The organism is Enterococcus hulanensis, from assembly GCF_005405485.1.
Lineage (GTDB): Bacteria > Bacillota > Bacilli > Lactobacillales > Enterococcaceae > Enterococcus_A > Enterococcus_A hulanensis.
The window spans coordinates 146,905-170,568 of sequence record NZ_BJED01000001.1 but is presented as its reverse complement, the minus strand read 5'-3'; the positions used below and the strand labels follow the sequence as shown (position 1 = coordinate 170,568).

27 protein-coding genes are annotated in these 23,664 nt (G+C 39.5%); 4 read left to right on the top strand and 23 right to left on the bottom strand.

The window, feature by feature from the left end:
* Positions 1-183 precede the first annotated feature (183 nt).
* Positions 184-1,056, top strand: coding sequence for a MurR/RpiR family transcriptional regulator (locus FFR60_RS00755; RefSeq protein WP_137662589.1), 873 nt, complete (start codon positions 184-186; stop codon positions 1,054-1,056).
* A 40-nt stretch (positions 1,057-1,096) separates the two neighbouring features.
* Here the strand turns inward: FFR60_RS00755 and FFR60_RS00750 are convergent, their stop codons facing one another.
* From FFR60_RS00750 to FFR60_RS00715, 8 genes are all read right to left on the bottom strand, one after another.
* The gene (locus FFR60_RS00750; protein ID WP_137662588.1) at positions 1,097-1,675 is read right to left on the bottom strand and encodes a histidine phosphatase family protein; all 579 of its coding nucleotides are present in this window, start codon (positions 1,673-1,675) and stop codon (positions 1,097-1,099) included.
* 80 nt (positions 1,676-1,755) lie between these two features.
* Entirely contained in the window at positions 1,756-2,448 is a 693-nt protein-coding gene (locus FFR60_RS00745; RefSeq protein WP_137662587.1) for a flavodoxin, read from the bottom strand.
* A 27-nt stretch (positions 2,449-2,475) separates the two neighbouring features.
* The gene (locus FFR60_RS00740) at positions 2,476-2,877 is read right to left on the bottom strand and encodes a MerR family transcriptional regulator (protein WP_137662586.1); all 402 of its coding nucleotides are present in this window, start codon (positions 2,875-2,877) and stop codon (positions 2,476-2,478) included.
* A 13-nt stretch (positions 2,878-2,890) separates the two neighbouring features.
* Positions 2,891-3,745: an aldo/keto reductase gene (locus FFR60_RS00735; RefSeq protein ID WP_137662585.1), complete on the bottom strand. Its 855-nt coding sequence runs from the start codon at positions 3,743-3,745 to the stop codon at positions 2,891-2,893.
* A gap of 16 nt (positions 3,746-3,761) precedes the next feature.
* Positions 3,762-4,505: an SDR family oxidoreductase gene (locus FFR60_RS00730; protein WP_137662584.1), complete on the bottom strand. Its 744-nt coding sequence runs from the start codon at positions 4,503-4,505 to the stop codon at positions 3,762-3,764.
* A 348-nt stretch (positions 4,506-4,853) separates the two neighbouring features.
* Complete coding sequence (locus tag FFR60_RS00725; RefSeq protein ID WP_137662583.1) at positions 4,854-5,609, bottom strand: hypothetical protein; 756 nt, start codon at positions 5,607-5,609, stop codon at positions 4,854-4,856.
* 132 nt (positions 5,610-5,741) lie between these two features.
* Positions 5,742-7,622, bottom strand: a complete 1,881-nt coding sequence (locus tag FFR60_RS00720; protein WP_137662582.1) for an ABC transporter ATP-binding protein — start codon at positions 7,620-7,622, stop codon at positions 5,742-5,744.
* Positions 7,609-9,348: an ABC transporter ATP-binding protein gene (locus FFR60_RS00715; protein ID WP_137662581.1), complete on the bottom strand. Its 1,740-nt coding sequence runs from the start codon at positions 9,346-9,348 to the stop codon at positions 7,609-7,611. Before FFR60_RS00715 ends, FFR60_RS00720 begins: the two co-directional genes overlap by 14 nt.
* Before the next feature lie 216 nt (positions 9,349-9,564).
* Between FFR60_RS00715 and FFR60_RS00710 the strand changes: the two genes are divergently transcribed.
* Positions 9,565-10,002, top strand: coding sequence for a MarR family winged helix-turn-helix transcriptional regulator (locus FFR60_RS00710; RefSeq protein WP_137662580.1), 438 nt, complete (start codon positions 9,565-9,567; stop codon positions 10,000-10,002).
* Positions 10,003-10,161: 159 nt separating this feature from the next.
* Here the strand turns inward: FFR60_RS00710 and FFR60_RS00705 are convergent, their stop codons facing one another.
* The 10 genes from FFR60_RS00705 to FFR60_RS00660 form a co-directional block, all read right to left on the bottom strand.
* Positions 10,162-10,734: a hypothetical protein gene (locus FFR60_RS00705; protein WP_137662579.1), complete on the bottom strand. Its 573-nt coding sequence runs from the start codon at positions 10,732-10,734 to the stop codon at positions 10,162-10,164.
* A 236-nt stretch (positions 10,735-10,970) separates the two neighbouring features.
* Positions 10,971-11,546 (bottom strand): hypothetical protein, encoded by a 576-nt coding sequence (locus tag FFR60_RS00700; protein WP_137662578.1) that lies wholly within the window; start codon positions 11,544-11,546, stop codon positions 10,971-10,973.
* 335 nt (positions 11,547-11,881) lie between these two features.
* Complete coding sequence (locus FFR60_RS00695; protein WP_137662577.1) at positions 11,882-12,130, bottom strand: GlsB/YeaQ/YmgE family stress response membrane protein; 249 nt, start codon at positions 12,128-12,130, stop codon at positions 11,882-11,884.
* Between the two features lie 26 nt (positions 12,131-12,156).
* Positions 12,157-12,738, bottom strand: a complete 582-nt coding sequence (locus tag FFR60_RS00690) for an Asp23/Gls24 family envelope stress response protein (RefSeq protein ID WP_137662576.1) — start codon at positions 12,736-12,738, stop codon at positions 12,157-12,159.
* Between the two features lie 417 nt (positions 12,739-13,155).
* Complete coding sequence (locus FFR60_RS00685; protein WP_137662575.1) at positions 13,156-13,812, bottom strand: YczE/YyaS/YitT family protein; 657 nt, start codon at positions 13,810-13,812, stop codon at positions 13,156-13,158.
* 439 nt (positions 13,813-14,251) lie between these two features.
* The gene (locus tag FFR60_RS00680) at positions 14,252-14,947 is read right to left on the bottom strand and encodes a DUF2922 family protein (RefSeq protein WP_137662574.1); all 696 of its coding nucleotides are present in this window, start codon (positions 14,945-14,947) and stop codon (positions 14,252-14,254) included.
* Between the two features lie 49 nt (positions 14,948-14,996).
* Positions 14,997-15,380: a hypothetical protein gene (locus tag FFR60_RS00675; protein ID WP_137662573.1), complete on the bottom strand. Its 384-nt coding sequence runs from the start codon at positions 15,378-15,380 to the stop codon at positions 14,997-14,999.
* A gap of 218 nt (positions 15,381-15,598) precedes the next feature.
* A complete protein-coding gene (locus FFR60_RS00670) occupies positions 15,599-15,820 on the bottom strand; it encodes a hypothetical protein (RefSeq protein WP_249354919.1) in 222 nt (73 codons plus the stop codon).
* Positions 15,810-16,079: a DUF2187 domain-containing protein gene (locus FFR60_RS00665; RefSeq protein ID WP_242551139.1), complete on the bottom strand. Its 270-nt coding sequence runs from the start codon at positions 16,077-16,079 to the stop codon at positions 15,810-15,812. Before FFR60_RS00665 ends, FFR60_RS00670 begins: the two co-directional genes overlap by 11 nt.
* 324 nt (positions 16,080-16,403) lie before the next feature.
* Entirely contained in the window at positions 16,404-17,300 is an 897-nt protein-coding gene (locus FFR60_RS00660; RefSeq protein ID WP_137662572.1) for a helix-turn-helix transcriptional regulator, read from the bottom strand.
* A gap of 97 nt (positions 17,301-17,397) precedes the next feature.
* Here FFR60_RS00660 and FFR60_RS00655 point away from each other — a divergent pair, with 97 nt between their 5' ends.
* Positions 17,398-17,799, top strand: a complete 402-nt coding sequence (locus FFR60_RS00655; RefSeq protein ID WP_137662571.1) for an effector binding domain-containing protein — start codon at positions 17,398-17,400, stop codon at positions 17,797-17,799.
* A 234-nt stretch (positions 17,800-18,033) separates the two neighbouring features.
* Here FFR60_RS00655 and FFR60_RS00650 read toward each other — a convergent pair whose 3' ends face one another.
* The 4 genes from FFR60_RS00650 to FFR60_RS00635 form a co-directional block, all read right to left on the bottom strand.
* Entirely contained in the window at positions 18,034-18,645 is a 612-nt protein-coding gene (locus tag FFR60_RS00650) for a DUF6287 domain-containing protein (RefSeq protein WP_137662570.1), read from the bottom strand.
* Between the two features lie 308 nt (positions 18,646-18,953).
* Complete coding sequence (locus FFR60_RS00645) at positions 18,954-19,970, bottom strand: NADH:flavin oxidoreductase (protein ID WP_137662569.1); 1,017 nt, start codon at positions 19,968-19,970, stop codon at positions 18,954-18,956.
* A gap of 243 nt (positions 19,971-20,213) precedes the next feature.
* The gene (locus FFR60_RS00640; protein WP_137662568.1) at positions 20,214-20,708 is read right to left on the bottom strand and encodes a GNAT family N-acetyltransferase; all 495 of its coding nucleotides are present in this window, start codon (positions 20,706-20,708) and stop codon (positions 20,214-20,216) included.
* Positions 20,709-20,723: 15 nt separating this feature from the next.
* Positions 20,724-21,167 carry a MarR family winged helix-turn-helix transcriptional regulator gene (locus tag FFR60_RS00635; protein ID WP_088934844.1) on the bottom strand — a complete coding sequence of 148 codons (444 nt, stop codon included), beginning with the start codon at positions 21,165-21,167 and terminating at the stop codon, positions 20,724-20,726.
* A 279-nt stretch (positions 21,168-21,446) separates the two neighbouring features.
* Between FFR60_RS00635 and FFR60_RS00630 the strand changes: the two genes are divergently transcribed.
* The gene (locus tag FFR60_RS00630) at positions 21,447-22,094 is read left to right on the top strand and encodes a FusB/FusC family EF-G-binding protein (protein ID WP_137662567.1); all 648 of its coding nucleotides are present in this window, start codon (positions 21,447-21,449) and stop codon (positions 22,092-22,094) included.
* A gap of 44 nt (positions 22,095-22,138) precedes the next feature.
* On the opposite strand, the gene FFR60_RS00625 is transcribed toward FFR60_RS00630, so the two are convergent.
* Positions 22,139-23,590, bottom strand: a complete 1,452-nt coding sequence (locus FFR60_RS00625) for a DUF2142 domain-containing protein (protein WP_249354918.1) — start codon at positions 23,588-23,590, stop codon at positions 22,139-22,141.
* Positions 23,591-23,664 lie beyond the last annotated feature (74 nt).

The window sequence follows — 23,664 nt, the reverse complement described above, 5'->3', positions numbered from 1 at the left end:
TCAGTAAAACAGGACGTTTAATCCAGCCATTCGTGTCTTTCCGGTCAAATCCTGAACATTTGTACCAAAATTTCTTTCAACTAACGAACAATTCTTCTGAAATCGGCGAAATTACGGTATGATACCAGTGTGAGAAATATTTCTAAAAAATAAATCCATTAAAACAAACTAGAAGGTGATAACATGCTTTTAATTGATAAGTTGCGGCTGCAAAAGGACCTGACCACTACCGAAAAACGGATCGCAGACTATATTTTGCAGAATTTGACGACGATCCCGGCGATCAATGTCGCAGAACTGGCGAATAATACCTATACCTCCCATTCTTCAGTGATTCGTTTAGCACAAAAAATGGGCTATGACGGCTTTCGTGATTTTCGGATCGCTGTTTCGGAGATCGCTCACAGCGAACTTTATCGTTCCAATCCAGTTGATGCTAATTTTCCCTTTCTGCCGCAGGACTCAACAAATGACATCGCCAAAAAAATTGCCGATCTGACGATTAATACGGTCCAACGTACCTACGCTCAATTAAATGAGCAAGTGCTGGATGAGACTGTCGATCTTTTGGCAAAGGCAGATCGAATCTTCTTATTCGCACAAGGGGATTCCCAGATTCGCGCCCGCAGCTTCCAAAACAAGCTGGTAAAAATCAATAAATTTTTGATCATCGCCGACGAATATGCCGATGAAGATTGGAATGCCGCCAGCCTGACAAGTAGAGACTGCGCGATTTTTATCACCTATCGTGCCAGAGTTCCACAATATGAGCGGATGATGAAACACTTTTTGAACGAAAATATTCCTGCTGTGCTGCTTACCGGCAATAGTCAATCAAACTTGATCCCGCTTGCTGCTCAGGCGATCGTATTCACTCAAGAAGAGATGGACTTCTTAAAGGTCAGCACCTTTTCTTCGCAAGTGGCCTTTGAGTATATCTTGGATACTCTTTTTTCTTTGTTATACGCAAAGGAGTTTCAACAAAATCTCGCTGCATTTAAAAAGAAAAACGAATGGATCGAAAACGGCATATTGTCGGATGATCCGAAAACATAAAAAACCGATTCTACTTAAATTTCAAGTAGAATCGGTTTTTTTACCTAATCCCAGAGAAGTCATGATTAATGATTTCTAACAGTTCAAACTGATCCTTATCGAAGGCGAACTTCAAAATACAACAATTCGTTATTCTCCCCTGCAATTCAACCTTGCTCGTATGCTCCCACGCCCGCATGAATTGTCTGCATGAAGCGCCATGTGAAACCATTAAAATATTTTCTCCTGCATCAGCTTGGGCTAATTCAAGAACCGTCTTTGCGACTCGTGCTCGAAATTCCTGCTCTCCCTCACCGCCAAAGGCCACAAAAAAATCACCATAGGGCAAAGGAGGATTTAAATACTCATGCTCCGCCTCTAAATCCCCGAAGTTCCATTCCTTCAAGCCCTTCACTCTTGAATAACGCAAATCGGTCACTAACTCCAAGGTATCGCAGGCTCTTTCTGAGGTTGAAGAGTAGGCACTATCAAGCTCGATCTCATTTTCAATAAAATAGTTTTTGGCGATCAATGCCTGCTTTTTGCCTAACTCTGTCAACGGTGAATCACACCAGCCTTGAATTTTCTTCTGTTGATTAAACAGCGTCTCCCCATGACGCATCAAGTAGACCGTTTTCATTTTATCACTCCTTGTAGATTTTATTTTTTTAATCAATACGGAATCGCTGCGAAAAGAACTCGCAACGATCCCTTCAATAGTTAGATATCCAGATCATTCAGCCAAGCAATGACCTCTGGTTTACTTTCCGCAGCCGCATCTCGATTGACGGAATAGCCTTCTTCAATCACTGTCGCCTCCGGTTCTTCCTGCTTGATGGAATTGATCGTATCGGAAAAGCCGCTGCCGCCATGGGTGTTGAACGGAATGATCGTTTTTCCTGCCAAATCTGTTTCAGCTAAAAAGCTGTAAAGAATCATCGGCATATCGCCCCACCAATTGGGATAGCCAAGAAAAATCGTATCATACTGATCGATCGATGCAATTTTTTCTTTGATGGCTGGTCTTGCCTTGTCCTCTTGCTCTTGGCTGGCTAAGTCAACTAATTTTTCATGATCGGTTGGATAAGCCGTTTCTGGTTCGATCCTAAAAATTTCTGTCCCAAGTTGTTCCTGAATCGTTTCGGCGACATATTGTGTATTACCTAAGACCTTACCAGCAATCACGACTGCACTGTTCTCTTCTTCTTCCGTCATATTTTCCGGATCATTGGTTTCCGGCATCGAAAAATAGACCACTAACGAATTGCCGAATTTTTCTTTGTCTTGAATCGTCGAAACCGAAGTCTCGTTCTTGCTTTCACTTGTAGTTGAATCCTCTGCTGCATTATTGCTGCAAGCTGACAACATTGTAACGGTAAAAATTGCTGCGATAATCCCGAAGCTTTTTTTCATTTGTGTTCCACCTTCCCAGGTAAGTCATCACTCTTCCTTCAACTCATTATTGATCTGTAATTTTTCCTTTTCGTAATTCACCATATGAGTGTCAAAATTATCCAATTTATATTTCAAATAATCCCGCGCTTCTTCTAACGCTTTGATTTTTTTCTCCGCATCATCTAAATGCTCCTGCAAGATCGCTTTTCTAGCACCTAGTGTTTCGCCGCCTTCACGAGAAAGGCTGGCATAGTCGATCAAGCCTTCCACCGATACTCCGGCATTGCGCAAAACTTTGGCAAAGTAGACCCAGTTCAAATCCTTTTCAGAAAAGTCCCGATACCCATTTTTATCACGAGTGATCGGTGGGATCACCCCAATGCGTTCGTAATAGCGGATCGTGTCCGGGGAAAGATCGTACTTTTCACTAACTTCTTTAATGTTCATTTACTCCACTCCTTTAATTCGTATTTCTCACCATACCTACCAAGCGTTCCACTGCTGCCGCATCGCGATGGTCGAAGAAGCTTGATTGGTTTTGATCCAATGTCGCGATTTTCTGCATGTCAGCCTCCGATAGCTGGAAGTCAAACACGTCAAAGTTTTGCTGCATCCGATCGACATTCGCTGACTTAGGTATCGCTACTATCCCGCGTTGGATGTGCCAGCGCAAAATAACTTGGGCGATTGATTTCCCATATTGGTCGCCAATGGTTTGCAGCAGTTCATTTTTGAATAAATCCTTCTTGCCTTCCGCAAAGGGGGCCCAGCCTTCCATTTGCACACCTTTTTCCAGCATTACTTTTTGATCTTCTGCTCGTTGGAAAAATGGATTGACTTCGATTTGGTTCACCGCCGGGGTGATTTTGTTAAAGACAGCTAGATCAATCAAACGATCAGGATAGAAGTTGGCCAAGCCGATTGCTCTGATTTTACCTTCTTCATAAAGTTCTTCCATCGCCCGCCACGCACCATAGACATCGTTTAACGGTTGATGAATCAAATAAAGATCCAAATAATCTAACCCCAGCCGATCCAATGAACGTTGAAAAGCTTGTTTGGTTCCTTCATACGTCGCATCGGTGATCCAGAGTTTTGTGGTGATAAATAATTCCTCACGAGGAACACCGCTGCGTTTGATCGCTTTACCGACTGCTTCTTCATTACCATAAGAAGCGGCCGTATCAATCAAGCGATATCCATGAGTGATCGCTTGGTAAACGATTGCTTCACACTCGTTTAAATCAGCGATTTGAAACACGCCAAATCCTAAAATCGGCATTTTAATTCCGTTATTCAATGTTACATAATCCATACTTTTTTCTTCCCTTCTATTGTACTTGTTTTGTCGGACGAATAATAATTTCATTCCAAGCAGCATCCGCAGGTAAATCGATTGCTTGTTGTATGGTCGTTGCGACCCGATCGACTGAGATCCCAAAGCTGTCGTAAAACTGCTGATAGTTTTTCTTCAATTTTGGATCAGTTACAGAGGATAACAGCTCTGTATTAATGGCTCCCGGTGAAACGATCGTCACTCGAATATTCGATCCGTCTTGTGCCACTTCCTCCCGCAGCGATTCACTAATTGCACGAACCGCCCATTTAGTTGCCGAGTAAACTGCACCGCCCGCATGAGCATAATGACCGGCAACCGAAGAGATATTAATGATCTGTCCCGCTTTTTGTTCGTTCATATAAGAAAGCGCCGCGCCGATCCCGTACAAGGTTCCTTTAATGTTAATATCGATCATCTGATCCCAATCATTGATTCGTTTATCCTTGAGTGGGGAATGAGGCATGATTCCTGCACTATTGATCAATACATCGATCCTGCCGAAAGTATCAACCGCCAGTTTGACTAGTTTTTCAACGTCTTCACTATCGGTGACATCCGTCAGTTGATAAAGCGCCTCACCATTATCGGCCTTGATTTCTTCAACGATTTGCTTCAACTTCTCTTCACGTCGTGCCCCTAAAACAACTTTATTGCCCTTTGCGGCCAGTAACTTTGCACTCGCTTCACCGATCCCGCTTGAGGCTCCTGTAATAACGATTACTTTACTTGCTGTCATAAGAAATCCCTCCTGATGAATAAAGCATACACCTTGGAGTTCACTTCAAGGCAAGAGAAAACTTTGCGAAAAGTATAAGAAAGGCTTCGCGAACTCGCTCAGCTTTTGAGCAATAAGACCAAAATATTTCTAAATTGCTTCTCAAATTTCGAAATGTTTTTGCTTATTGCCGATAAAGCTAGTTCGTGAAGCCAGACATGGATATACCCGCTACAAAGCGATTTATTCATCTGAAAATTTTATACTTACTTTATAGTCAAAAAAGGCTGAGATCAGCTCTCAGCCTTTTACCTTCACTAATAATCTTTTTGTGTTGCTTTTCTGAATTGAGTAACCCCATACTGAAGACTAATCAGTCATAAACTCTAATCTCTGAGTTAAATGATAGAACGATTTCTCATATTGCGAACTAAAAGTTTCTCCGAAATAATACGTTCCTTTTTTGATGTTTTCTCTACTTCGGTCAGGAGTTATGATAGACAACGTCTGAGTGGCGGAATCAATATTTTCGCTGAAGAACGAGCGCTCCCAGCTGCAAAAATCAGCGTCTTCAGCGGCGCTCTCAAGAATAATAAAGTGGACCGCCAATTCCAATGAATCGAACAACCTTTCATTCAGTTTCTCTTCTTGTAGACTATGATCGTCAATCGCGACGTTGAAGTTCTTCAGCTCTAAATCTAAAATGAATTCATTGAGCCATAACCGGTCCAAGAAGGAACAAAATATAATGACATTCTGGTCCTTCTGATGCTTATCTAATTTAGCGATTGAAAAAATTTGATTGAATAGACCGCAAATCATATTAAGCTCACTGATCAGACTTGTGTGCTCTGTGGAATATTTTTTGATTTCAGGATGCCCTCTGACATCGATTGCCTTCAACTCTTGTCTAATATCAAAGTAGCGATCGATCAGATCTTGCTTCTGGATCTCATTACTGATGCTGTTTAGACTATAAAACTTGCAGTTAGTATACGTCAAAACATCATTTTCAAAGCCAAAGGCAATTTTCGCCTTTAAATCATCGAGGTCATAACCGACGAAGCGGCCAATTCTTCCGCTGCTTTTCCCAGCTATTACTTTTACAAAACCAAACTTAACCATGATAATTGCTACCGTAACGATATGGTCTGTTTTTTATTTCTGCATTCATGTCGTATATCCTCCTATTATTTTTTTCCTGCTATAGTATTACTCGTAAAAAGAATACTCCACGAATTTTTACATACTGACAGGCTATTCTAATTCGAGAGCGCCTGTATATAGTTGATGGTATTGTCCTTTTTCTTCGATCAATTCGTCGTGGTTTCCCCGTTCAATGATTTGACCAGCAGCCATTACCATAATAGCATCTGCATTCTGAATAGTCGAAAGGCGATGGGCGATTACAAAAGTCGTACGGTTAGACATTAGCGAATCCATGCCTTTTTGAACCAGAACTTCGGTATGAGTATCAATACTGCTGGTAGCTTCGTCAAGGATCATCGCCGGCGGATTGGCAATAGCTGCTCGCGCGATTGACAACAATTGCTTTTGTCCCTGTGATAAGCCGCTGCCTTCCCCGTCTATGATCGTGTCATATCCATTCGGAAGCTGCATAATAAAGTCATGGGCACTAGCCAAAATCGCCGCCTCTTCAACCGCGCGATCATCCGCGGCTAAATTACCATAGCGAATATTTTCCCGAATCGTTCCTGTAAATAAATTCGTATCCTGCAAAACGATTCCTAGAGAACGTCGTAAATCGGCTTTCTTTATTTTATGAATGTTGATGCCATCGTACCTGATTTTTCCATCATCAATGTCATAAAAGCGATTGATTAAATTCGTGATCGTCGTTTTTCCAGCACCGGTCGCTCCCACAAAAGCTAATTTCTGTCCCGGCTTGGCGAATAGATTAATGTCCTTTAGAATTACTTTCTTTCCATCATAAGAAAAGTCAACATCATAAAAACGAATATCTCCTTGTAAGGGGGTATAGCTGACACTCCCATCACTATGCGGATGCTTCCAAGCCCATTGCTCATTCTGCTCTTTAACTTCAACAACCTTCCCATCATCTTCGTATCTGACATTTACGAGCGTTACATATCCGTTATCCACCTCAGGCTCTTCGTCCATCAAGGCGAAAATGCGTTGAGCACCGGCCATCGCCATCACAATCGAACTTAATTGCTGCGAAACTTGGCCGATCGGCATACTAAAGGATTTAGACAATTGCAGAAAAGCGACCAAAGCCCCTAGACTAATAGGAGAGATAGCACTGACTGTTAACGCACCGCCGACTAAAGCAAGAACGACATATTGGATGTTGGCAAAATTATTCATGATTGGCATCAAAATATTGGAATATCTGGCAGACCAAGTAGCATTGAAGTAAAGTTCTTCATTCAACTCATTGAAGCCTGACATGGCTTGCTCTTCGTGACAAAAGACTTTAACCACCTTTTGTCCGGCTAACATTTCTTCAGTATAGCCATTTATGACACCAATGGAATTTTGCAGCTTTTCGTACCACGAACTGCTGTGACTGCTGATTTTCTTAGTGATTATCAATTGGATAGCAAGGATACAAGCAACCACCAACGTTAAAAGCGGACTTGTATACAGCATCGCAAAGAAAATGAACGTACAGCTTACCACACAATTAATGAGCTGCGGAAGACTTTGACTAAGCATTTGACGCAGTGTGTCAACGTCATTTGTATAGCGGCTCATAATGTCGCCAAACGAATTTTGATCAAAATATTTGATTGGCAGGTCCTGCATTTTTCGGAACATACTATTTCTAATTTCTTTTTGGACTCCCTGCCCAATAATTGCCATCGTTCGTCCATAAATATAGGTTGAAACGACACCGATATAATAAATCCCGCCCATGATTATCAAAGCCTTGAATAACTCATTGAAGCCTTGCCCCTGACTTCCAATCAGCGGAGTAATGTAATCATCGATCAAGATCTGAAGGAACATCGAACCCGCGACTCCGGCCGCCGCACTGATAATAATACATAGTACAACGAGTAGCGTTGGTAATTTGAAGTCAGTCGTTACATATTTTAATAATCGTTTAGATGTCGGTGTGCCCTTTAAGCTTGCTGGTCTATTCTGCTTCATCGACTTTCGCTCCTTTCGTTTGAGATTGGACTATCTCGCGATAAATTCGGCTTTCTTCCAACAACTCTTCATGTGTACCGAAGCTGTTGATGGCGCCAGCATCCAAAACAATAATTCGGTCTGCATCTTGAACAGATGAAATGCGTTGGGCAATAATCAATTTGGTTGTATCCGGAATCTCCTCTTTAAATGCCTGCCGCAGCATCGCATCTGTTTTGGTATCAACTGCACTTGTAGAATCATCGAGAATCAGGATTTTCGGTTTTTTCAGTAAGGCTCTGGCGATACATAAACGTTGCTTTTGGCCGCCGGAAACATTGCTTCCCCCTTGTTCAATGACTGTCTCATAGCCATCCGGCAGTGCGCTAATAAAATCATGGGCCTGTGCCAATTTACACACTCTTTCTAGTTCGGAATCACTCGCGTTTTCATCGCCCCATCTCAAATTCTCTTTGATTGTGCCCGAAAACAGTTCATTCTTCTGCAGGACCATCGCGACATTATTACGCAGTAAAGATAGATCATACTCTCGAACATCGATCCCTCCGACTCTCAACACGCCGGAAGTAACATCATAAAGCCGTGGGATTAGTTGGACCAAGGTGCTTTTGGAGCTTCCCGTCCCTCCAATGATTCCGATTGTTTCACCATTATGAATCATCAGATTGATATTTCTCAAAGACAGCTTATCTGAATCCTCCTGATAACTAAAACTAACATTCTCGAATTCGATAGAACCATCTGGAACGGTTTCAATCGAAAGAGTCCCACTGTTCAGGTTGCTTTTTTCTCCAAGCACTTCAACAATTCGATCTCCTGATGCTTGCGCGATCGTCAGCATCGTAAAAATTTGAGCCAAAATCATCAGACTAGTAAGAATCTGCATCAAATAGGTAATCATACTAGTCAGCTCGCCTGTCGTCATAACATTGCTTACGATCAAATTGGCACTGAACCAAGAAATCAGCAGCGTACATGTATAAACTGTAAATTGCATCAAGGGACCATTAATAGCCATGATTTTCTCCGCTTTGGTGTAATCATTGTAGATTTCCTGTGAGACTTCTTGAAACTTTCTATTCTCTTCTTCGGACCTGACGAAGCTTTTAACTACTCTGATTCCGCGAATGTTTTCTCTGACGACATTATTCAGTCTGTCATAGACCTTATATACGCGCTGAAAAATCGGCTGCGAACGACTAATAATCAAAAATAAACCAATTCCCAGAATTGGGATCGCGGCCATAAAAATCAATGACAGCTGAAAATTGACAGACATCGCCATGACCAAAGAAAAAATAAGCAAGAGCGGACAACGGATGGCAACTCTAATAATACTTTCATACGCAATTTGAACATTTACTACATCGGTCGATACTCTTGTCACCAAACTCGCGGCCGAAAATTTATCGATATTGGAAAACGAAAATTTTTGGATATTCGAAAACATATCCTTTCTGATATTTTTGGCAAAGCCAGCAGATGCAGATGCGGAAAAACGACTGGAGATAATCCCAAATGCTAAAGCACAAAGCGTTAAAACAATCAGAATCACACCCATCCGCATGATGTAATTCATATTTTGTTTTACAACCCCCTCGTCAATGATTTTAGCCATCAGTAACGGAATCAGCACCTCCATCACTACTTCCAACATTACGAAAAAAGGGGATAAAAATGAATCACGTTTGTATTCCCTGATTGACCCCATTAATGTTTTTATCAATTTAGCAACCTCCTTAAATATATTTGGCATACCAACTATCTCGCTAAAAAAATAAGCGCTCTTCAATAGTTATATAGTTGGCATTGCAACTATAATAATATATATACGTTTGCAATAATGTCAACGTTTTATTTATATCAAGCAATTACCATTTGACATTATCTTACTAAAGCGCTAATATTTAAGTTGCAATACCAACATAAAAGAGGTGTGCTTATGCCAATCATTACGAGAGACATATCTGTCTTATATCGAAAAATGCAAATGGGCTTTGATAAATTGCTAGCTCCCCTAGGCTTAACAAATGGAAAAGTGATGTTTCTATTTTGCCTAGATGACAATGGCGCGATCACTCAAAACCAAATTTGCAAAGAATTAGATATGGATAAAAGTACCGTAGCCAAAATGCTGACGAAGCTAGAAAAAGAAGGCTTTATCTATAAACGTGTCAATCCAGATGATTCAAGAGCCTTCCTGGTCGAACTATCCGCTAAAGCTCATGAGATTATGAGCTCAGCTAGAGAAGCACATGATTCTTGGGTGCAGCTGGTGACCTCCGATTTAACGGATATCGAGAAAACCATTTTTATCGAACTCGTTCATAAAGTGAGTCAGAAGTCGATCCTGATTGCAGATGATGATTCTCGCGTATAATTAAAGAATAACTTTGCTTATTTCAAAAAACTATTCCGGCATTTAGCTTGCCAGAATAGTTTTTTTGAATGCAGGATCAACGCTTATTGAACTTATTTTTGCAGCAAAAAAGACAGATACCTATAAATGTACCTGCCTAAAAAAACAATTAAACAAAAGTTATTCGGTTCCCTGTATCGTGACTCGATAGCTATTGACCACCCCGGCTTCGGCAATATTTACCATAACCGTATCTAGTTCCTCACGCTCAATTAATTTAGGAAGTAAAAAATTCTCAATGACTTCATCTTCCGTGATCCCTTTTTCGAAATAATCAATTTGAAAAAATTCGCCTTTTGAAGTTTTCTCACTAGAATCAAAAATGTAATCAACAATCACGCCGGTGTCCTTTTTACTGTCTCTGGCCAACCAATGTCGCCTTGCAAGACTTTCTCCAAAAAAGCCCAGCATAAAAACAACCTCTTCCTCATCACTCAAATTCCATTCAAAATCAGGATCATTCTCGCCTAAAAGAAGTTTGATTTCTTCCAGCTGCTCTGTAGATAAGACACAATCAGACAGGGCAAAATCTTCACTTTCTGGAGGTTCGGTTATCTTATAGAGCAGATTTCCATCCTTATCCAAAATACTGAACTTGACCAACAACTCATCATTTAATGTAGTAATCCAAATAACCCGACTAGCCTGATAATCGCCATACCTCTGCGGCCTTTTCAAATATTTTATTTTCACCCGTTTTTTCTCCCTGATCTTTTTATTTTTAAACAGGCAATCTCGCCCTAAATCTAAACCGTTTTCATTTTTTTGCCAGTATTTCCCAAAATCTAGGCTATTTCTCTTTCCACCTTCAGTATAAAGTAATCCTCGTTATCTGCCTAGATATCTGACCAAAATCATTGTGATCCTTAAAAGTTCATAAAAGTAAAATATTTTTGAAATCAGCGCCTTCTCTCAAATCCATTCACTTATCAATCATAATCCTGCACTTCTTCGATCGTCACCTGATAATTACTCACGATACCCGATTCAGAAATCGTCACTTCAAGCGCATTAAATGTACTATTCTCAATCAGTTTTGGTGCCATATATTTTTTAAGCACTTCATCATGTGTTAGACCCTTCTCAAAATAATTTGTTTGGAATGTTTCATCTTCTATGTAATCATTCGTTGAATATAAAACAGAATCAACGATCATTTGTTGGCTTTTTTTACTATCCTGCGCCAGCCATTGACAGCAAGCAATTTTGCGCCCAAAATCCCCCAACATGAAATCGACCTCCTCCTCATCCTCTCGATCAAAATCAGGATAATTCTGAGAGATAAGATCTTTTATTGTCTCTAGATGTTCCAGCGTGAGGTATCCTTCTTCAATCTCATAAGTGGTATCTCCCGGCAGCTCTGTAACCCGATATAAGAGAACCCCATCCTTATCCAAAACATTCAGTTTAACCAGTGATTCACCCTTTAAAGTCCGAATCCAAATAACCCGACCAGCCCGATACTCTCCAAAATCAAGCTGTTTTTTAGTATATTTTAGCTTCATCTATTAACTCCCCCTGAATCTCCCTTTTCCAATCCCAGTATAAGATAATATACGCCCTTTTCCTATACGACCTTTACTAGTTAAAAACCTTTTTTTTAAAAAAATCATTCAAAAATTAATGCGCAATTATAAAGAATGGTTTTCATTAAAACTTAGCGACAAGCACAAAGAAGCTCTTGCACTTTCTTTCATGTGCAAGAGCTTCTTTCTATCTATATTTTAGTTAATTTTCTTACTTTGATCAGTGAATCTGTCGGCGATGTGTAGTGTCTTGAGAATAATGTCATCAGCATCCAACATTCGATCCTGCATATCCACAATTACTACCATCGTTTTTACCTATTTGAACGACCCAAGAAGAAAGAAACGATTAATACTAAGATGATCGCACCAATGATTGATGGTACTAATGCCATCCCAGCTAATGAAGGCCCCCAAGAACCTAATAACGCTTGTCCTAACCAAGAACCGACTAAACCAGCGATGATGTTAGCGATCCATCCCATACTATTTCCTCTACCTGTAATTGCTCCGGCGATTGCACCGATAACTGCTCCAATAACTAATGACCATAATAAACCCATGATAAATTCCTCCTAATAGTGTGTAATTATTTTACTCGTGTGTCTTGATTGTTTTCGATTTTTTCTTGTGCTTTATCCGTTCCGCGGTTTACAGCGTCTTTTGCTTTGTCTGTTTGTTCTGACGCGAATTCTCCAGTGGTTTTAGCAGCACTCGTTACTTTGTCTTGAACGGTCTCGCTATCTTTTTCGAATTCTGCCTTAGTCTTCACATCGACCACATGAATGTTCACTTCAATGACATCTAGATGCGTCATCTTCGCAACTTCAGCGCGAATCACTTTGCGGATTTTTTCAGCAACATCTGTAATATCGCGGCCATATTCAATGACAACATCCATATCCACAGCAACTTGCTTCTTGCCGACTTCTGTTTCGATTCCGGCAGTAACATCATCTGTATTAACTAATTTTTCTTTAGCGTTCGAGAAGAATCCTCCGTCGACAGTTAATAATCCATCAATTTGTTCGATCGCAACGCCGATGATTTTTTGAATCACTTTGTCGTCATAAGTAACGTCACCTTTTACGTCGGCATGAACATTTTGATCTGATGTTTTGGGTGCTGCTGCTTTTTCATTTACGTGGTTGTTTTCAAAGTTGTCTACCATGATATTTTCCTCCTGTTAGTATAAAAGTGTTTCTCATAAACGATTAAACAAAACTCAATTTGAGCAACCTGAGCTCCAATCATGCGCATGATAAAATAACTAAGCTTTGATTTTATGAATTTTGAAGCTATCAGAATCACTTGTTAACTTCACTAAATAGCATAACTTATTTTATTTAGTTTTAACAATAATCTGCTCGCAACATCATAATAACCTGAAAAATAAGGCTAAATTTTGAGTAAAAAAGCGTTTGTCAGGAAAATGAAATAATGAAAAAATCATTGACGCAGCCTAAGCGATTTTTTTCACTTACTTTTCGAAAGAGATAAATAACAATATCTAAAAATTGTTCGACTCTATCAAATAAGTTTCTTCAGCCGCAATAAAAAAAACACTCGAAAAAAGTATTTGAGTGTTTTATCTAACATATTCAGTTTTTATAGCCTTGACCGTCTCCACAACACTTTCATGCTCCACATTCGTCACATCGAAATGAAGGAGTTTGAAAGTTGTTTCCAATATAAAACTGATGCCAAAGACCGAAATGACTGTTCCAATACCGACTTTAGCTCCTAATAACCAACCGATCAGCAGTACGGTACCTTCGATACATCCACGAACGATTCCAATCGGAACATTTGGTAGACGTTTCCCAAGCGCCACCATCAGCGCATCCCGCGGTCCGCAGCCCATAGAGACACCGATATAAAAAAAACTTCCGATGCAAATAGATACTTGCCCCAACAACAACATCACGACACCAGAGAGAAAACCGTGCATCTGGGGAATGATCTCAAATGCTTGGATCATATCAACAAAAACACCAATCAAAATCGTATTCAGAATCGTACCAAAGCCGACCTTTTCCTTCAACAGTACATCCACACCTAGAATCACAACTCCGCTAATGATCAAAATATTTCCATATGTTTGACCCGTTAAATTAGCGATCCCCATACTAAATGCTTCCCATGAAGCCAACCCGATATTTGCCTGAATCGTCAAAAACGACCCCAAAGCAAATAAAAACAGCCCAAAAATCAGGCGAACCAACCGTACACTATAGCCCTTCATCAACATCCTTCTTTCTACTCTCAAAACCGCCGATATTCAGCGACCGTTAGACTCATTTCTATCCTCTGAAATGATGTTCACTGTTTTAAGATACTGGAATTAATTTTTCAGTTATAGTGCAAAGCTACTTGTCTTTTTTATATTTGTCAATGGAAATTCAAAAAAAGGATCACTTCACCAGCTTCAGCTGATCCATTCCTTTAACAGATTTATTAAATCAACGGTTCATTTTTTTGATGTCCACCCAGTTTCTCTCCTTGAAAAAAGATTCGACAATGCGATCGAGTTCTTTTCAAAAAAGTGTTTATTCAATCTGCTGGCATCCACTCACCACAAATAGCCCGCGATAAAACGGGCTAAAATTTTTATTCACATTGATTTTTACTGAATATTCCAGCCCATACCAACGTTGGATTTTTGATGAGATGAAATCTATTAGCTACTCTCGCCTGCGAACGCGATCGAGTAACCGCTTTCGTTTTTTCTTTGGCTGCGCTGGTGGCGACTGATTGGCTGCTGGAGCCTTGGACGGAGCCGCTCTTTCTTCCACCATTGCTGTAACGATCAAGCTAGCAGGAACGGATTTATCATCAACCTCTAGATTGACCGGCACCGTATTTTCTGGCAGACAGGCCGAAATCAGTGATATGGCTTGATCTTGATCTAGCGACCACGGATCGAGCCCTTCTGGAAATTCAATGTGTTGAATCAAAACATCCGATTTTGGTCGTTCTTCTGTAATCCGCAAGTCTTCCGGGATACAGATAGCTGCTAGATCAGCTGCTGTTTTTACTGGTGTTGGTTCAATCTCCGTTTTTACGGATTCTTCAATCGGACTGCTGGTTGCCGCCTTCATCATCGCGTTCAACGGATCATTTGCAGGTTTTGGCGCATTCTTGAATTTCGCTGAATCATCAAAAAGATCGGTTACTCTTTCTTCAATGACGGTCGCATGCTTCACCTTTTTAAATAATTGAACGCCATCCTTTTCAAACAGACTCAGTTTAGTTAATTTTTCTAATGAGGAACGGATTTGCTCCCCTGTTTTTGACACATCAAAATTTTTAAAATGAAAATGATGTGATTTGCCGTTGCTATTTTCAAATTCTGCATCTAATGTAAATGTATTCATCATTTTTTACCCCTTTTTTTTCGTATTTTTTGCCTCCTTCCTAACCCTTACGTCATGATTCTGCTATGCTTGTCAGCGACTTTTCAATGACTTGGCTATAAAGATGCTCAAGCTTTTCGGAGATAAACGTTTGCGCAGGAAACAGTTTGACCGACAATAACTGCCAATCTTCTTTTCCGAAATAATCAATAAAATATAAATAATAGCGACGCATGGCAGCAGTAGATCTGGTTTTTAAAAAGATTCGCTGTACAAGACTTCTTAATACATATGAGAAATCCGCTTTACACAATTCTTCTCGGACCTGCAGCGTGATCAACATCTCGAGGGTGGCCGTTCCATCGTTTGTTGTATGATAGTAGCTGCTGATTCTTTTTTCCAAAGTTTTACGTGAAAGCGAAAACAATTTTTTGTTGCTTAATCCATACTCTTTCAAAAAACTCCTCCTTTCATCAAAAATAGTTTTAATTTTATGGTGTGAGATATCTACATAATCAAAATACGCTTATTTGCAACCAAATTACACACCAAAAAATTAATATTAAATTAAGTATAGTAATTATCAGTAACGAATCGTTGTTATATCAAGCGTTTTTGCATGATAAAAAAAAACGACTATACACCTGTATAATCGTCCATCTGATTCATTTTAGGCTACCAATCGCCAAAATCCGCTTCATTGGGAACTGTTTTCTCCACCTTTTTTACTTTCTGGTCATATCGGCTTTTATAATACTGATAGTCTTCTTCGAGAATTTCCAATGACGTCCGTTGTTCACGAGTCAAGCTGCTTTTCTTTTGCTTCAAGCCATTGATTTGAAAAGCAAGTGTAAGTACGTGAAGCTCTAAATCTTCAAACTCCGCTTCATTCATCATGAACCACTCCTTTGATCTTTTTATAATTGACGACTACCCTTTGATTGTATTGATCGATTTCATCCTTCGTCAGTCTAGAATCCTGACTGATGTCCACCAAACAGCTGTTGGTGTATTTTTTGAGCACCGTGCCTGATAGAGCATTCTTGCCTTCGTTGAAAAGAAAATCAACCGCATCACCAACGATAAACTGCATATTGTAGGTGTTTTCTCGCACCTCCATGATGGAGCTGGGAATTGCCTGACGACTATTTTTCAAAACATCTCACCCTTCTTCTACTCTTTATAAAAAGTACGCAAACCGTTTATCGTTTCTTAATAGTCAATCTTAAAACTGTTCAAAACCTGACATTACGATAACTATCGCTGCCTTTTAGCTAGTGATTTCTCCTTATTCTAACTGATTAGAGAGGCTATACTGAGAAAAGCTTAATGAAAAATTAATATTTAGAAGGAAGACAACAAAAAAGCCAACAACCACAAAACCTCCATTATCGAAGGTTTTCCAGTCATTCGCTTTTAATTTATAAACAATCCTGCTGCAGCTTTAGAGCTGATTTTAAAAAATAGTCTTCTAGCAACCCTAAAAATCATAATTTGATCGTATCTCCGCTATTTCATGCTTCATTCGTTCCTTAATACTGTCTGGACTCAAAATTTTCATGTGTTTCCCATAAGACAGCAAATGTCTAATTAGCCAACGTTGATCAATTACTTGAGTGGTTACTATCGCAGTGCCATCCTTTTGAATCGTTATGTCTTGATGATCAAAATCATCAAATACTCGATAAAGAATTTCTTTAGAAAAGGCTAACGAAAGATCAATCATCTCTCCCTTCATTTCGGGAACAGCTATCTCAGGAGCAACCATCGGAGTAAAAGTTTCGTCGATTATTTTGAGCGACTGCATGCGGCTGATTTTAAAAACTCTGAAAGCTTTTTTAGTTAAACAAAAGGCCTGCAGGTACCAGGTTTGTGATTTGAAAACCAGCTTTAATGGATTACACATCCTTTTCTCCAGTCGATTGGACTGACTTATATACTCAAATTCGACCTTCTTCTTATTTAAAATTCCTGATTTGAGCCTATCAAATTGGGCACCGTCGATTTCCTGATACCAAGGAGAAAAATCCACCTCCAGCCAATTATCCTCGGGAAGCTTGAACAAGGATTGCAATTTTGAATAGGCCTGCTCACTTTTTTCCGGTTCGATAGCTTTAATGCCCTTTAATGCTAACAACAAACTTTCTTGTTCCTCTTTTGAAAATAAAACCTTGTCTAGCACAAAATGATCCATCAAATAAATGCCGCCATTTCTGCCCGTTTCTGCACAGATCGGTATTCCTAGAGAGCTGAGTGCGTTTATATCTCTAAAAATGGTTCTATCAGATACTTCAAACATAGTAGCTAATTCTCTGGATGTCGTTCGTTTTGCGCTCAAAAGATGATAGATAATGCCAAATAACCGACCATTATTCAATAGATTTTCTCCTCTTAAAAACTTTTTTATAAACTATGACATTAGATGTCATAGTTTCCATAGTACTATTAAACCATACTATAGAGGAGGTTTTGAAATGAAATTTTCAATTTCGAATACCATTAGAACAAATAATTTTAAAGACGCAGCTATTCAGGAAAAAATTATGGGCCTATGGCAGCAAAGTAATGCCTTTATCGCACAGGCGAAGGAACAAGGAAAAAGTATAGCAGCGGTGTATCATGATTACGAAAGTGATTATAAAGGGGACTATTCTCTTTCTATCTGTAAAGAAACCAAGTCAGAGGAGGATTTTGATACTTCGAAGTATCAGTGGAAAGAATACAAAGTAGATAGCTCTGACGAATTGGGCGTCCTAAATGCTTGGAAGAAGATATGGTCAGAGGAAGAAGCACAAATAATCCAGCGAGTGTATGATTTTGATTTTGAAAACTATCCTCCTGCTGGGGAAATTTCTATTTTTATCGCTATTCAGTAAACTATCGGCACCATACCAAAGACAGCGAACCCGTTTAATTTCTGGGTTCGCTGTCTTTTTGTACAAAAGCAAACACCCCATAAACCTTCAAAATCGATGGTTTACAGGGCGATTTTCACTTTATTAAGTATTTATCAAAAAACTTTACGTAGTAACTAATAGCTTTCTTAGCTACAAGAACACAACTGACTCGGGAAAATTGCGTTTGTAAAGGTCATTAAAATACTCCATCTATTATTTTTCTCTATAATAGGCGGTATCAGGAATGCCCCCGTTTTCTTTAAGAGCAAACAACATAGTCCCTCCATTATTTCCCATAATAATTCGATCATAATTTGAATCAGTGCCATCTGCATCTAGGCCTTCTGTTGGACTAGTCCCCTTTAAAGCAATCATTAAATTCATTCCATTTGGTAGAGGAGCTGGATCAAATGACAGAAAAATGACATTACTTTGCTTTTGGGGGTCGCTCAATGAAAATTCAGTTCTTCCTCCAGTTCCTTCGCCAGATAAAGTGACGGTACCATTATTGAAGGTTAGTTGGTAGCCATGTGAGTTTGTCCAAGTGCCATTCAATGAAGCATAATCGCTGTTCAAGATTGCCTCTTCCGACAACCCCATCGGCACAATTTGCTGCTCTGAACTATTTGTAGTAGCTTCTGGGACCTCTACTGACGTTGAACTAGACTCTTGACTGATACTTATAGTAGTTTCTGAAACCGAACTGGAACTTACCTTTTCACTTGTTTCTTTGGAAGAATTATCCGAATCAGTTGATTTATTTGTGCAGCCGACTAAAACAGTACTCATAAATGAAATCATTAAAAGAAATCTTAGATACTTCATGTCTTCCCTCCTAATTAGTTTTCAAGCCTCTTTCATTTCTTTAATTGTATCACATTATTTCTAGCGTTTTCATTCTGTAGATACTTATCCGTTTTTCAATTGCTGAATATCTGCTTCGGTCAAATAGCCGATTTCTTTCATCGTGCTTCTTACATATGGATTCCCTAAGCCCACGATCGTAGAATCAACGTTTAGCCCATCAGCAAGAACTGATTTTAAAAGCAGAATTATAGTTTAAGCCTAAAAAAGTGGAACAGCCTTAGCTGCCCCACTTTTTTAGAGTATTTAACAAATCCTTCAGAGTCCTATCAGTTTTCCTGATTGCCCAATGTCCTAATCGCCTGTTTCGCCCAATCAGAATCTTTCAGAATGGCACGCCCCACACCGATCATATCCGCTTTTTCTTCACGCAGCAGTTTTTCTGCCACCTCAGCCTCCACAATACCGCCTGTCAGTAACACTGGAATTGTGACGTTTTGCTTGATCGCCTCTGTTAAATCACTGAAATATCCTTGCTCTTTCAAATCAGGATGGGTGTAAAAACTAAAGCCGCCTGAAATATCTAGTAAGCAGACGCCCGCTTTTTCGAATTCTTGTGCGGCAATCACACTATCAGCAATCGTTGTTCCTCCTGGTCGATGATCGCTTGCACCTAATCGAATAGCGATCGGATAGTCTTTTCCAACTGCTTCACGAATCGCCTGAATGATTTCTAAATGAAGTCGGATTCTTCCTTCAATCAAGCTTCCGTTGTATTGATCCGTGCGTTTATTGGTTAAAGGGGAATAAAACTGCGTCAATAAATAGCCATGTGCAGCATGAATCTCCACCCCATCGAAGCCAGCCTTTTTTGCCCTCAACGCAGCGGCTGCGAAATCAGTGATCACTTTTTGGATATCCTCTTGAGTCATTTCTGTTGGCACAACTTTACTTCTAGATCCTTTAGGCATCTCGACGGAACTAGCACTCAACGGTTGGTGACCGGTAATTTCCTCTTTGGCTAACCCGCCGGCGTGATTGATTTGCGCAAAAGTTATCGTGTGGTTTTGATGGATAGTAGCAGTCAACTTCTCCAATCCCTCGATATCACTGTCTTTAGCAATAGACAGTTGTCCCTTGCTGGCCTTGCCTTCTGGATTGATATAGCTGTGCTCTGAAATAATTAATCCAATGTAACCGCCAGCAGATTTCTCAGCATAATAGTCGCAAAGTTCTTGTGTTACTTCTCCATTTTCGTTGGACTTTGCGGTTGCCATCGGCGGCATCGTTAAACGATTGGAGAGTTCTAACCGCCCAATGTTGATTGGCGACGTTAATAAACTCATGACCAGACCTCCTTTTTTACAGATAAAATTATCGAATTCTTTATGCTATTAGTTTATCAGTTTCCTAGCGTTCATAATAGGGTTTTCACAAGGATAAAAAAACTGCACCTGCTTCTTCTAAATGACTATACGTTAAATATACTTTAGCTCACTTATTTCTTTTGCGATATTTTTATCTTATTAATCCCAATCATCAAAAAGCCCTTAACGACATCTTTTGATGTAATTAAGGGCTTTAATAGTTTAATCCTTCGTTAAATCTCTCATAAAGAAGACTGTATCGACGTCCATTAAATGATAGTCCTTTGGTATTTCGCTTTTATCGATCAGCTCAAAGCCGTTTTTCTTATAAAACTTTTGAGCTGCCTTCAGCACATCGACGGTCCCTAAGTATAGATGCTCATATCCCTGAGCCTTACAATAAGCAACTAAGGTATTCAGCAAGTTTTTCCCGACTTGCTTCTCCCCGCGAAATTCTTTTGCCGCAAACATTTTTTTGATCGCACCATTGTGATTTCCCAGCTTCACTAAAGCAATCGACCCTACGACTTTCTCATTAGAAAGTGCAACCCAAAAATTCCCGCCAGTATCGATGTATTCTTCTTTGATTTTTAACAGATCCGGCTGGTCCTCAATACTAATAGCGATATTGAACTCCTCTCGTTGGATCGGAAGAATCAAATCAACCACTTCTTGCGTATATTTTTCTTCAAATGGAACAATCTTTACTTCTGACACTGCAATCAGCTCCTTTTATTCGTTCTCCAGCTCATTGGGAACAACTTTGTATAATATTTTTTCAATCGTCTTCATGGCAGCGACCAATTCCTGATAATTTTCACTGTCTAAGGGTTCTAATAATTCCAAAACTTTTTGATCAGACTGCTCTTCCACGTATTTGTTCAATTCCAAGCCCTTCTCTGAAAGATAAAGATGCAGAATTCTGCTATCCTCAGAATTTTTCTCCTTGAAGATATACTCATCTCGTTCCAGTTTGCTTAGCTTCCGGCTCAAATAACTTTTTTTGATATTCAGGTATTTTGTCAGTTCATTCGCAGTAATACTAGGATGACGGCCAATTTCTCCCAAGATCCGCATTTCAATCATGGAATAATCCAGATTAAATACCTTTTGATCAAATACACCTAAAATTCTCGTGTAGTACCGATTAAACTTTCGAACCTCATGGGTATCCACGCAGTATCACGACCTTCCCTTTGATAGTTTACTATATCAACTAATTTGAGTATAAAACAATTAGTTTACTTTGGCAACTATTTTTGATTAATCAAAAAAGCTTGTAGAAATGCCCGGAATGGTTTATTCTATCGAAGGTGTGGATCATGCAGCACAAGGAGGAGATCATGATGATAAGCTCATCTTGTATCGTACGTTCAAAGAAATTAATAATGAATCAGTAAATTATTAGTTCTTTGATGGAAAAAGTTTCCTCAAAGACCAGAAACGAGGAAAACGATGAATACAGAAAAATTAATTTTAAAACCATACGAATATTGGTATTGCAAACAACAAGTCAGCGAACTTATCAGTGCCTACCATTCAGTCAATGATAAGCAAACGATTTCGACTCTGCAGACATTAATCAAAGGAAAAACCGAAGAATTTTTCAGCCGCGATCCATTGCTGGAAGCTTACTGGGAGAAATTTCTTGATACAGGACTCACTAGAGAGAAATTCGAAAAGCTTTTTGCGGAAATGAAGCAATTTATCATTCCAATGGACGCTCCCTCGACAAAACAAATCGAAAAAAGCTTTCGCAAAGTCAAAAAAATGCAGTATCCAGAATTGGATACCTTGGATTTTCGTGAATTAAGTTATCTCGGCTGGAACGACAGCGGAACGAATCGCAAGTACCTGCTGCGAAAAATCGATGGCCGCTTCACTGGTGTTTATGGAACCTTTAGTACAGACGTACAAAAAGGCCATTGTGCTATCTGCAATCAAATCAGTACTGTCGCCTTCTTTTTGGCAACGACCAAATCTTCCGGCGATGGAACCTACACGAAAAAAGGCAACTATATTTGCACAAACAGCGATCAATGCAATCGCCAGTTAACACAATTAGAAACCCTCGAACGCTTTTGGGAAACGGTGACGAAATAAAGTAGAAGAGCCTTAACGATAAATTTATCGTTGAGGTTCTTTACTTATCCAACCGGATATCTATTTGTTAATGTGATCATCGCTGCAATCAAAACTAAGATGATACCCAGCGAAGCGGCAATATTCAACTTATTATTTTTAATATTGAGAATCTTTTCTCTACTGGAAAACAACGGAACGATCAGTAAACTCGCCGGAATAAAGTAACGGCCCTGCAATCCTTCGATGGAAGCAGTGCGACCAACCTTATTCCAAATCTGATAAAGAGCGAAAAATGTCAAGATCGTATACAGAAACATCATCGCCACCACGATCACTCGCTGATGAAAAATGAGCCCTTGACTGTCTTTTTCCTGCACAAAGCAGGCACCAACCAGTGTCATGCAGTATAGTACCACCCAGTGAAAGCCCATCGGCGCATCTAGCAAACCAAACATCCCGACAAAAGAGTAAACGATATGATCGCCTTTTGTTCCAAATAGATAATTGTCGCGAAAATTCTCAAAAAAGAGCGATGGCTCTTTTAAAAACTTCGTGACCTGTTCACTAGGATTCGCAAAATCACGATAAAGAAGCTGCTGGTCGATCATCATTCGATTCCACAATACATAAAACAGAATACAGGCAACAAAAATACTACTTCCCCATATCGCTTTTCGCTTAATACTGAAAGACTTATTGGGAATCAAGAAAAACAACATTCCTAATACGATCAGCGTCGGTTTTAATAAAACTAAATTCACCATTAATAGCGCGCTGAAAGCCAGCTTCATGTCGGAGATTGTCTCTTTTCCAATCAACGATGAGATCCATGAGATAAAATAGAAGCTCACTGCAATGATCATCGCATCGCCAGAAACTGAGGAAGCCAAAAAGAGCGCCATCGGATTCAAGCCAAGGATCGTTGCCCCTAATTTCGAAAAAGGAAATCTTTTGATTGCCAGCGATACGATCAAGATATAGAAAATCAAATTTAAATACCTTGCAGCGTAATATTGCCAAATAATAGGTTTTCCTAATGCTTTTCCTATTTTGATACCGATAATTTGAGGAATGTAATTAACAAAGAAGTAATTCGTGATCCCACCGGTACCAATAAAGGCCTTTTCTCCATTTTTGATTTTCTGCGCATCGACTTTATATTGATAAGGATATTTTGCGTTCTTACCGTTTTTATCTACAGCATAGGAATTCATACTTTTCATTTCATAAGGAACTTCAAAACCAAACTTTCCCCAGGTACTCTCGTTTTTTGAGAACTTCTTGCTTACAGCCTGAGGCTTCACCTTTAATTCTGAAAAAGCATACGCCTTAATAAAATGACCGATCTCATCAGGTGCTTGAACTGGCGGAACAATGTTGATCATCAATAATCCGAAGATGACTGCTAACAGTAAAAACAGTCGATTAGGAAAAGTGATTCTTTTTATAGTACCTAACATATTCAAGCCCCCGTCTGTTAATTTATCGATAATACCACCCCATTCAATGACCATTTCAATTATACCCTTTCCGATATTCGCAATAAAGGAATTATTTTAATAAAAAAATCGAGCACAAATTACAATGC

Excerpts from the sequence above, each read along its gene's own strand:
- FFR60_RS00680 (WP_137662574.1), bottom strand. The coding sequence starts at position 14,947 with ATGATGAATACATTTACATTAGATGCAGAATTTGAAAATAGCAACGGC.
- FFR60_RS00625 (WP_249354918.1), bottom strand. The coding sequence starts at position 23,590 with ATGGTCATTGAATGGGGTGGTATTATCGATAAATTAACAGACGGGGGC.
- FFR60_RS00750 (WP_137662588.1), bottom strand. The coding sequence starts at position 1,675 with ATGAAAACGGTCTACTTGATGCGTCATGGGGAGACGCTGTTTAATCAA.
- FFR60_RS00645 (WP_137662569.1), bottom strand. The coding sequence starts at position 19,970 with ATGAGTTTATTAACGTCGCCAATCAACATTGGGCGGTTAGAACTCTCC.
- FFR60_RS00725 (WP_137662583.1), bottom strand. The coding sequence starts at position 5,609 with ATGGTTAAGTTTGGTTTTGTAAAAGTAATAGCTGGGAAAAGCAGCGGA.
- FFR60_RS00755 (WP_137662589.1), top strand. The coding sequence starts at position 184 with ATGCTTTTAATTGATAAGTTGCGGCTGCAAAAGGACCTGACCACTACC.
- FFR60_RS00655 (WP_137662571.1), top strand. The coding sequence starts at position 17,398 with ATGAAATTTTCAATTTCGAATACCATTAGAACAAATAATTTTAAAGAC.
- FFR60_RS00710 (WP_137662580.1), top strand. The coding sequence starts at position 9,565 with ATGCCAATCATTACGAGAGACATATCTGTCTTATATCGAAAAATGCAA.
- FFR60_RS00740 (WP_137662586.1), bottom strand. The coding sequence starts at position 2,877 with ATGAACATTAAAGAAGTTAGTGAAAAGTACGATCTTTCCCCGGACACG.
- FFR60_RS00700 (WP_137662578.1), bottom strand. The coding sequence starts at position 11,546 with ATGAAGCTAAAATATACTAAAAAACAGCTTGATTTTGGAGAGTATCGG.
- FFR60_RS00730 (WP_137662584.1), bottom strand. The coding sequence starts at position 4,505 with ATGACAGCAAGTAAAGTAATCGTTATTACAGGAGCCTCAAGCGGGATC.
- FFR60_RS00695 (WP_137662577.1), bottom strand. The coding sequence starts at position 12,130 with ATGGGTTTATTATGGTCATTAGTTATTGGAGCAGTTATCGGTGCAATC.
- FFR60_RS00690 (WP_137662576.1), bottom strand. The coding sequence starts at position 12,738 with ATGGTAGACAACTTTGAAAACAACCACGTAAATGAAAAAGCAGCAGCA.
- FFR60_RS00670 (WP_249354919.1), bottom strand. The coding sequence starts at position 15,820 with ATGATGAATGAAGCGGAGTTTGAAGATTTAGAGCTTCACGTACTTACA.
- FFR60_RS00720 (WP_137662582.1), bottom strand. The coding sequence starts at position 7,622 with ATGAAGCAGAATAGACCAGCAAGCTTAAAGGGCACACCGACATCTAAA.
- FFR60_RS00735 (WP_137662585.1), bottom strand. The coding sequence starts at position 3,745 with ATGGATTATGTAACATTGAATAACGGAATTAAAATGCCGATTTTAGGA.
- FFR60_RS00630 (WP_137662567.1), top strand. The coding sequence starts at position 21,447 with ATGAATACAGAAAAATTAATTTTAAAACCATACGAATATTGGTATTGC.
- FFR60_RS00685 (WP_137662575.1), bottom strand. The coding sequence starts at position 13,812 with ATGAAGGGCTATAGTGTACGGTTGGTTCGCCTGATTTTTGGGCTGTTT.
- FFR60_RS00650 (WP_137662570.1), bottom strand. The coding sequence starts at position 18,645 with ATGAAGTATCTAAGATTTCTTTTAATGATTTCATTTATGAGTACTGTT.
- FFR60_RS00745 (WP_137662587.1), bottom strand. The coding sequence starts at position 2,448 with ATGAAAAAAAGCTTCGGGATTATCGCAGCAATTTTTACCGTTACAATG.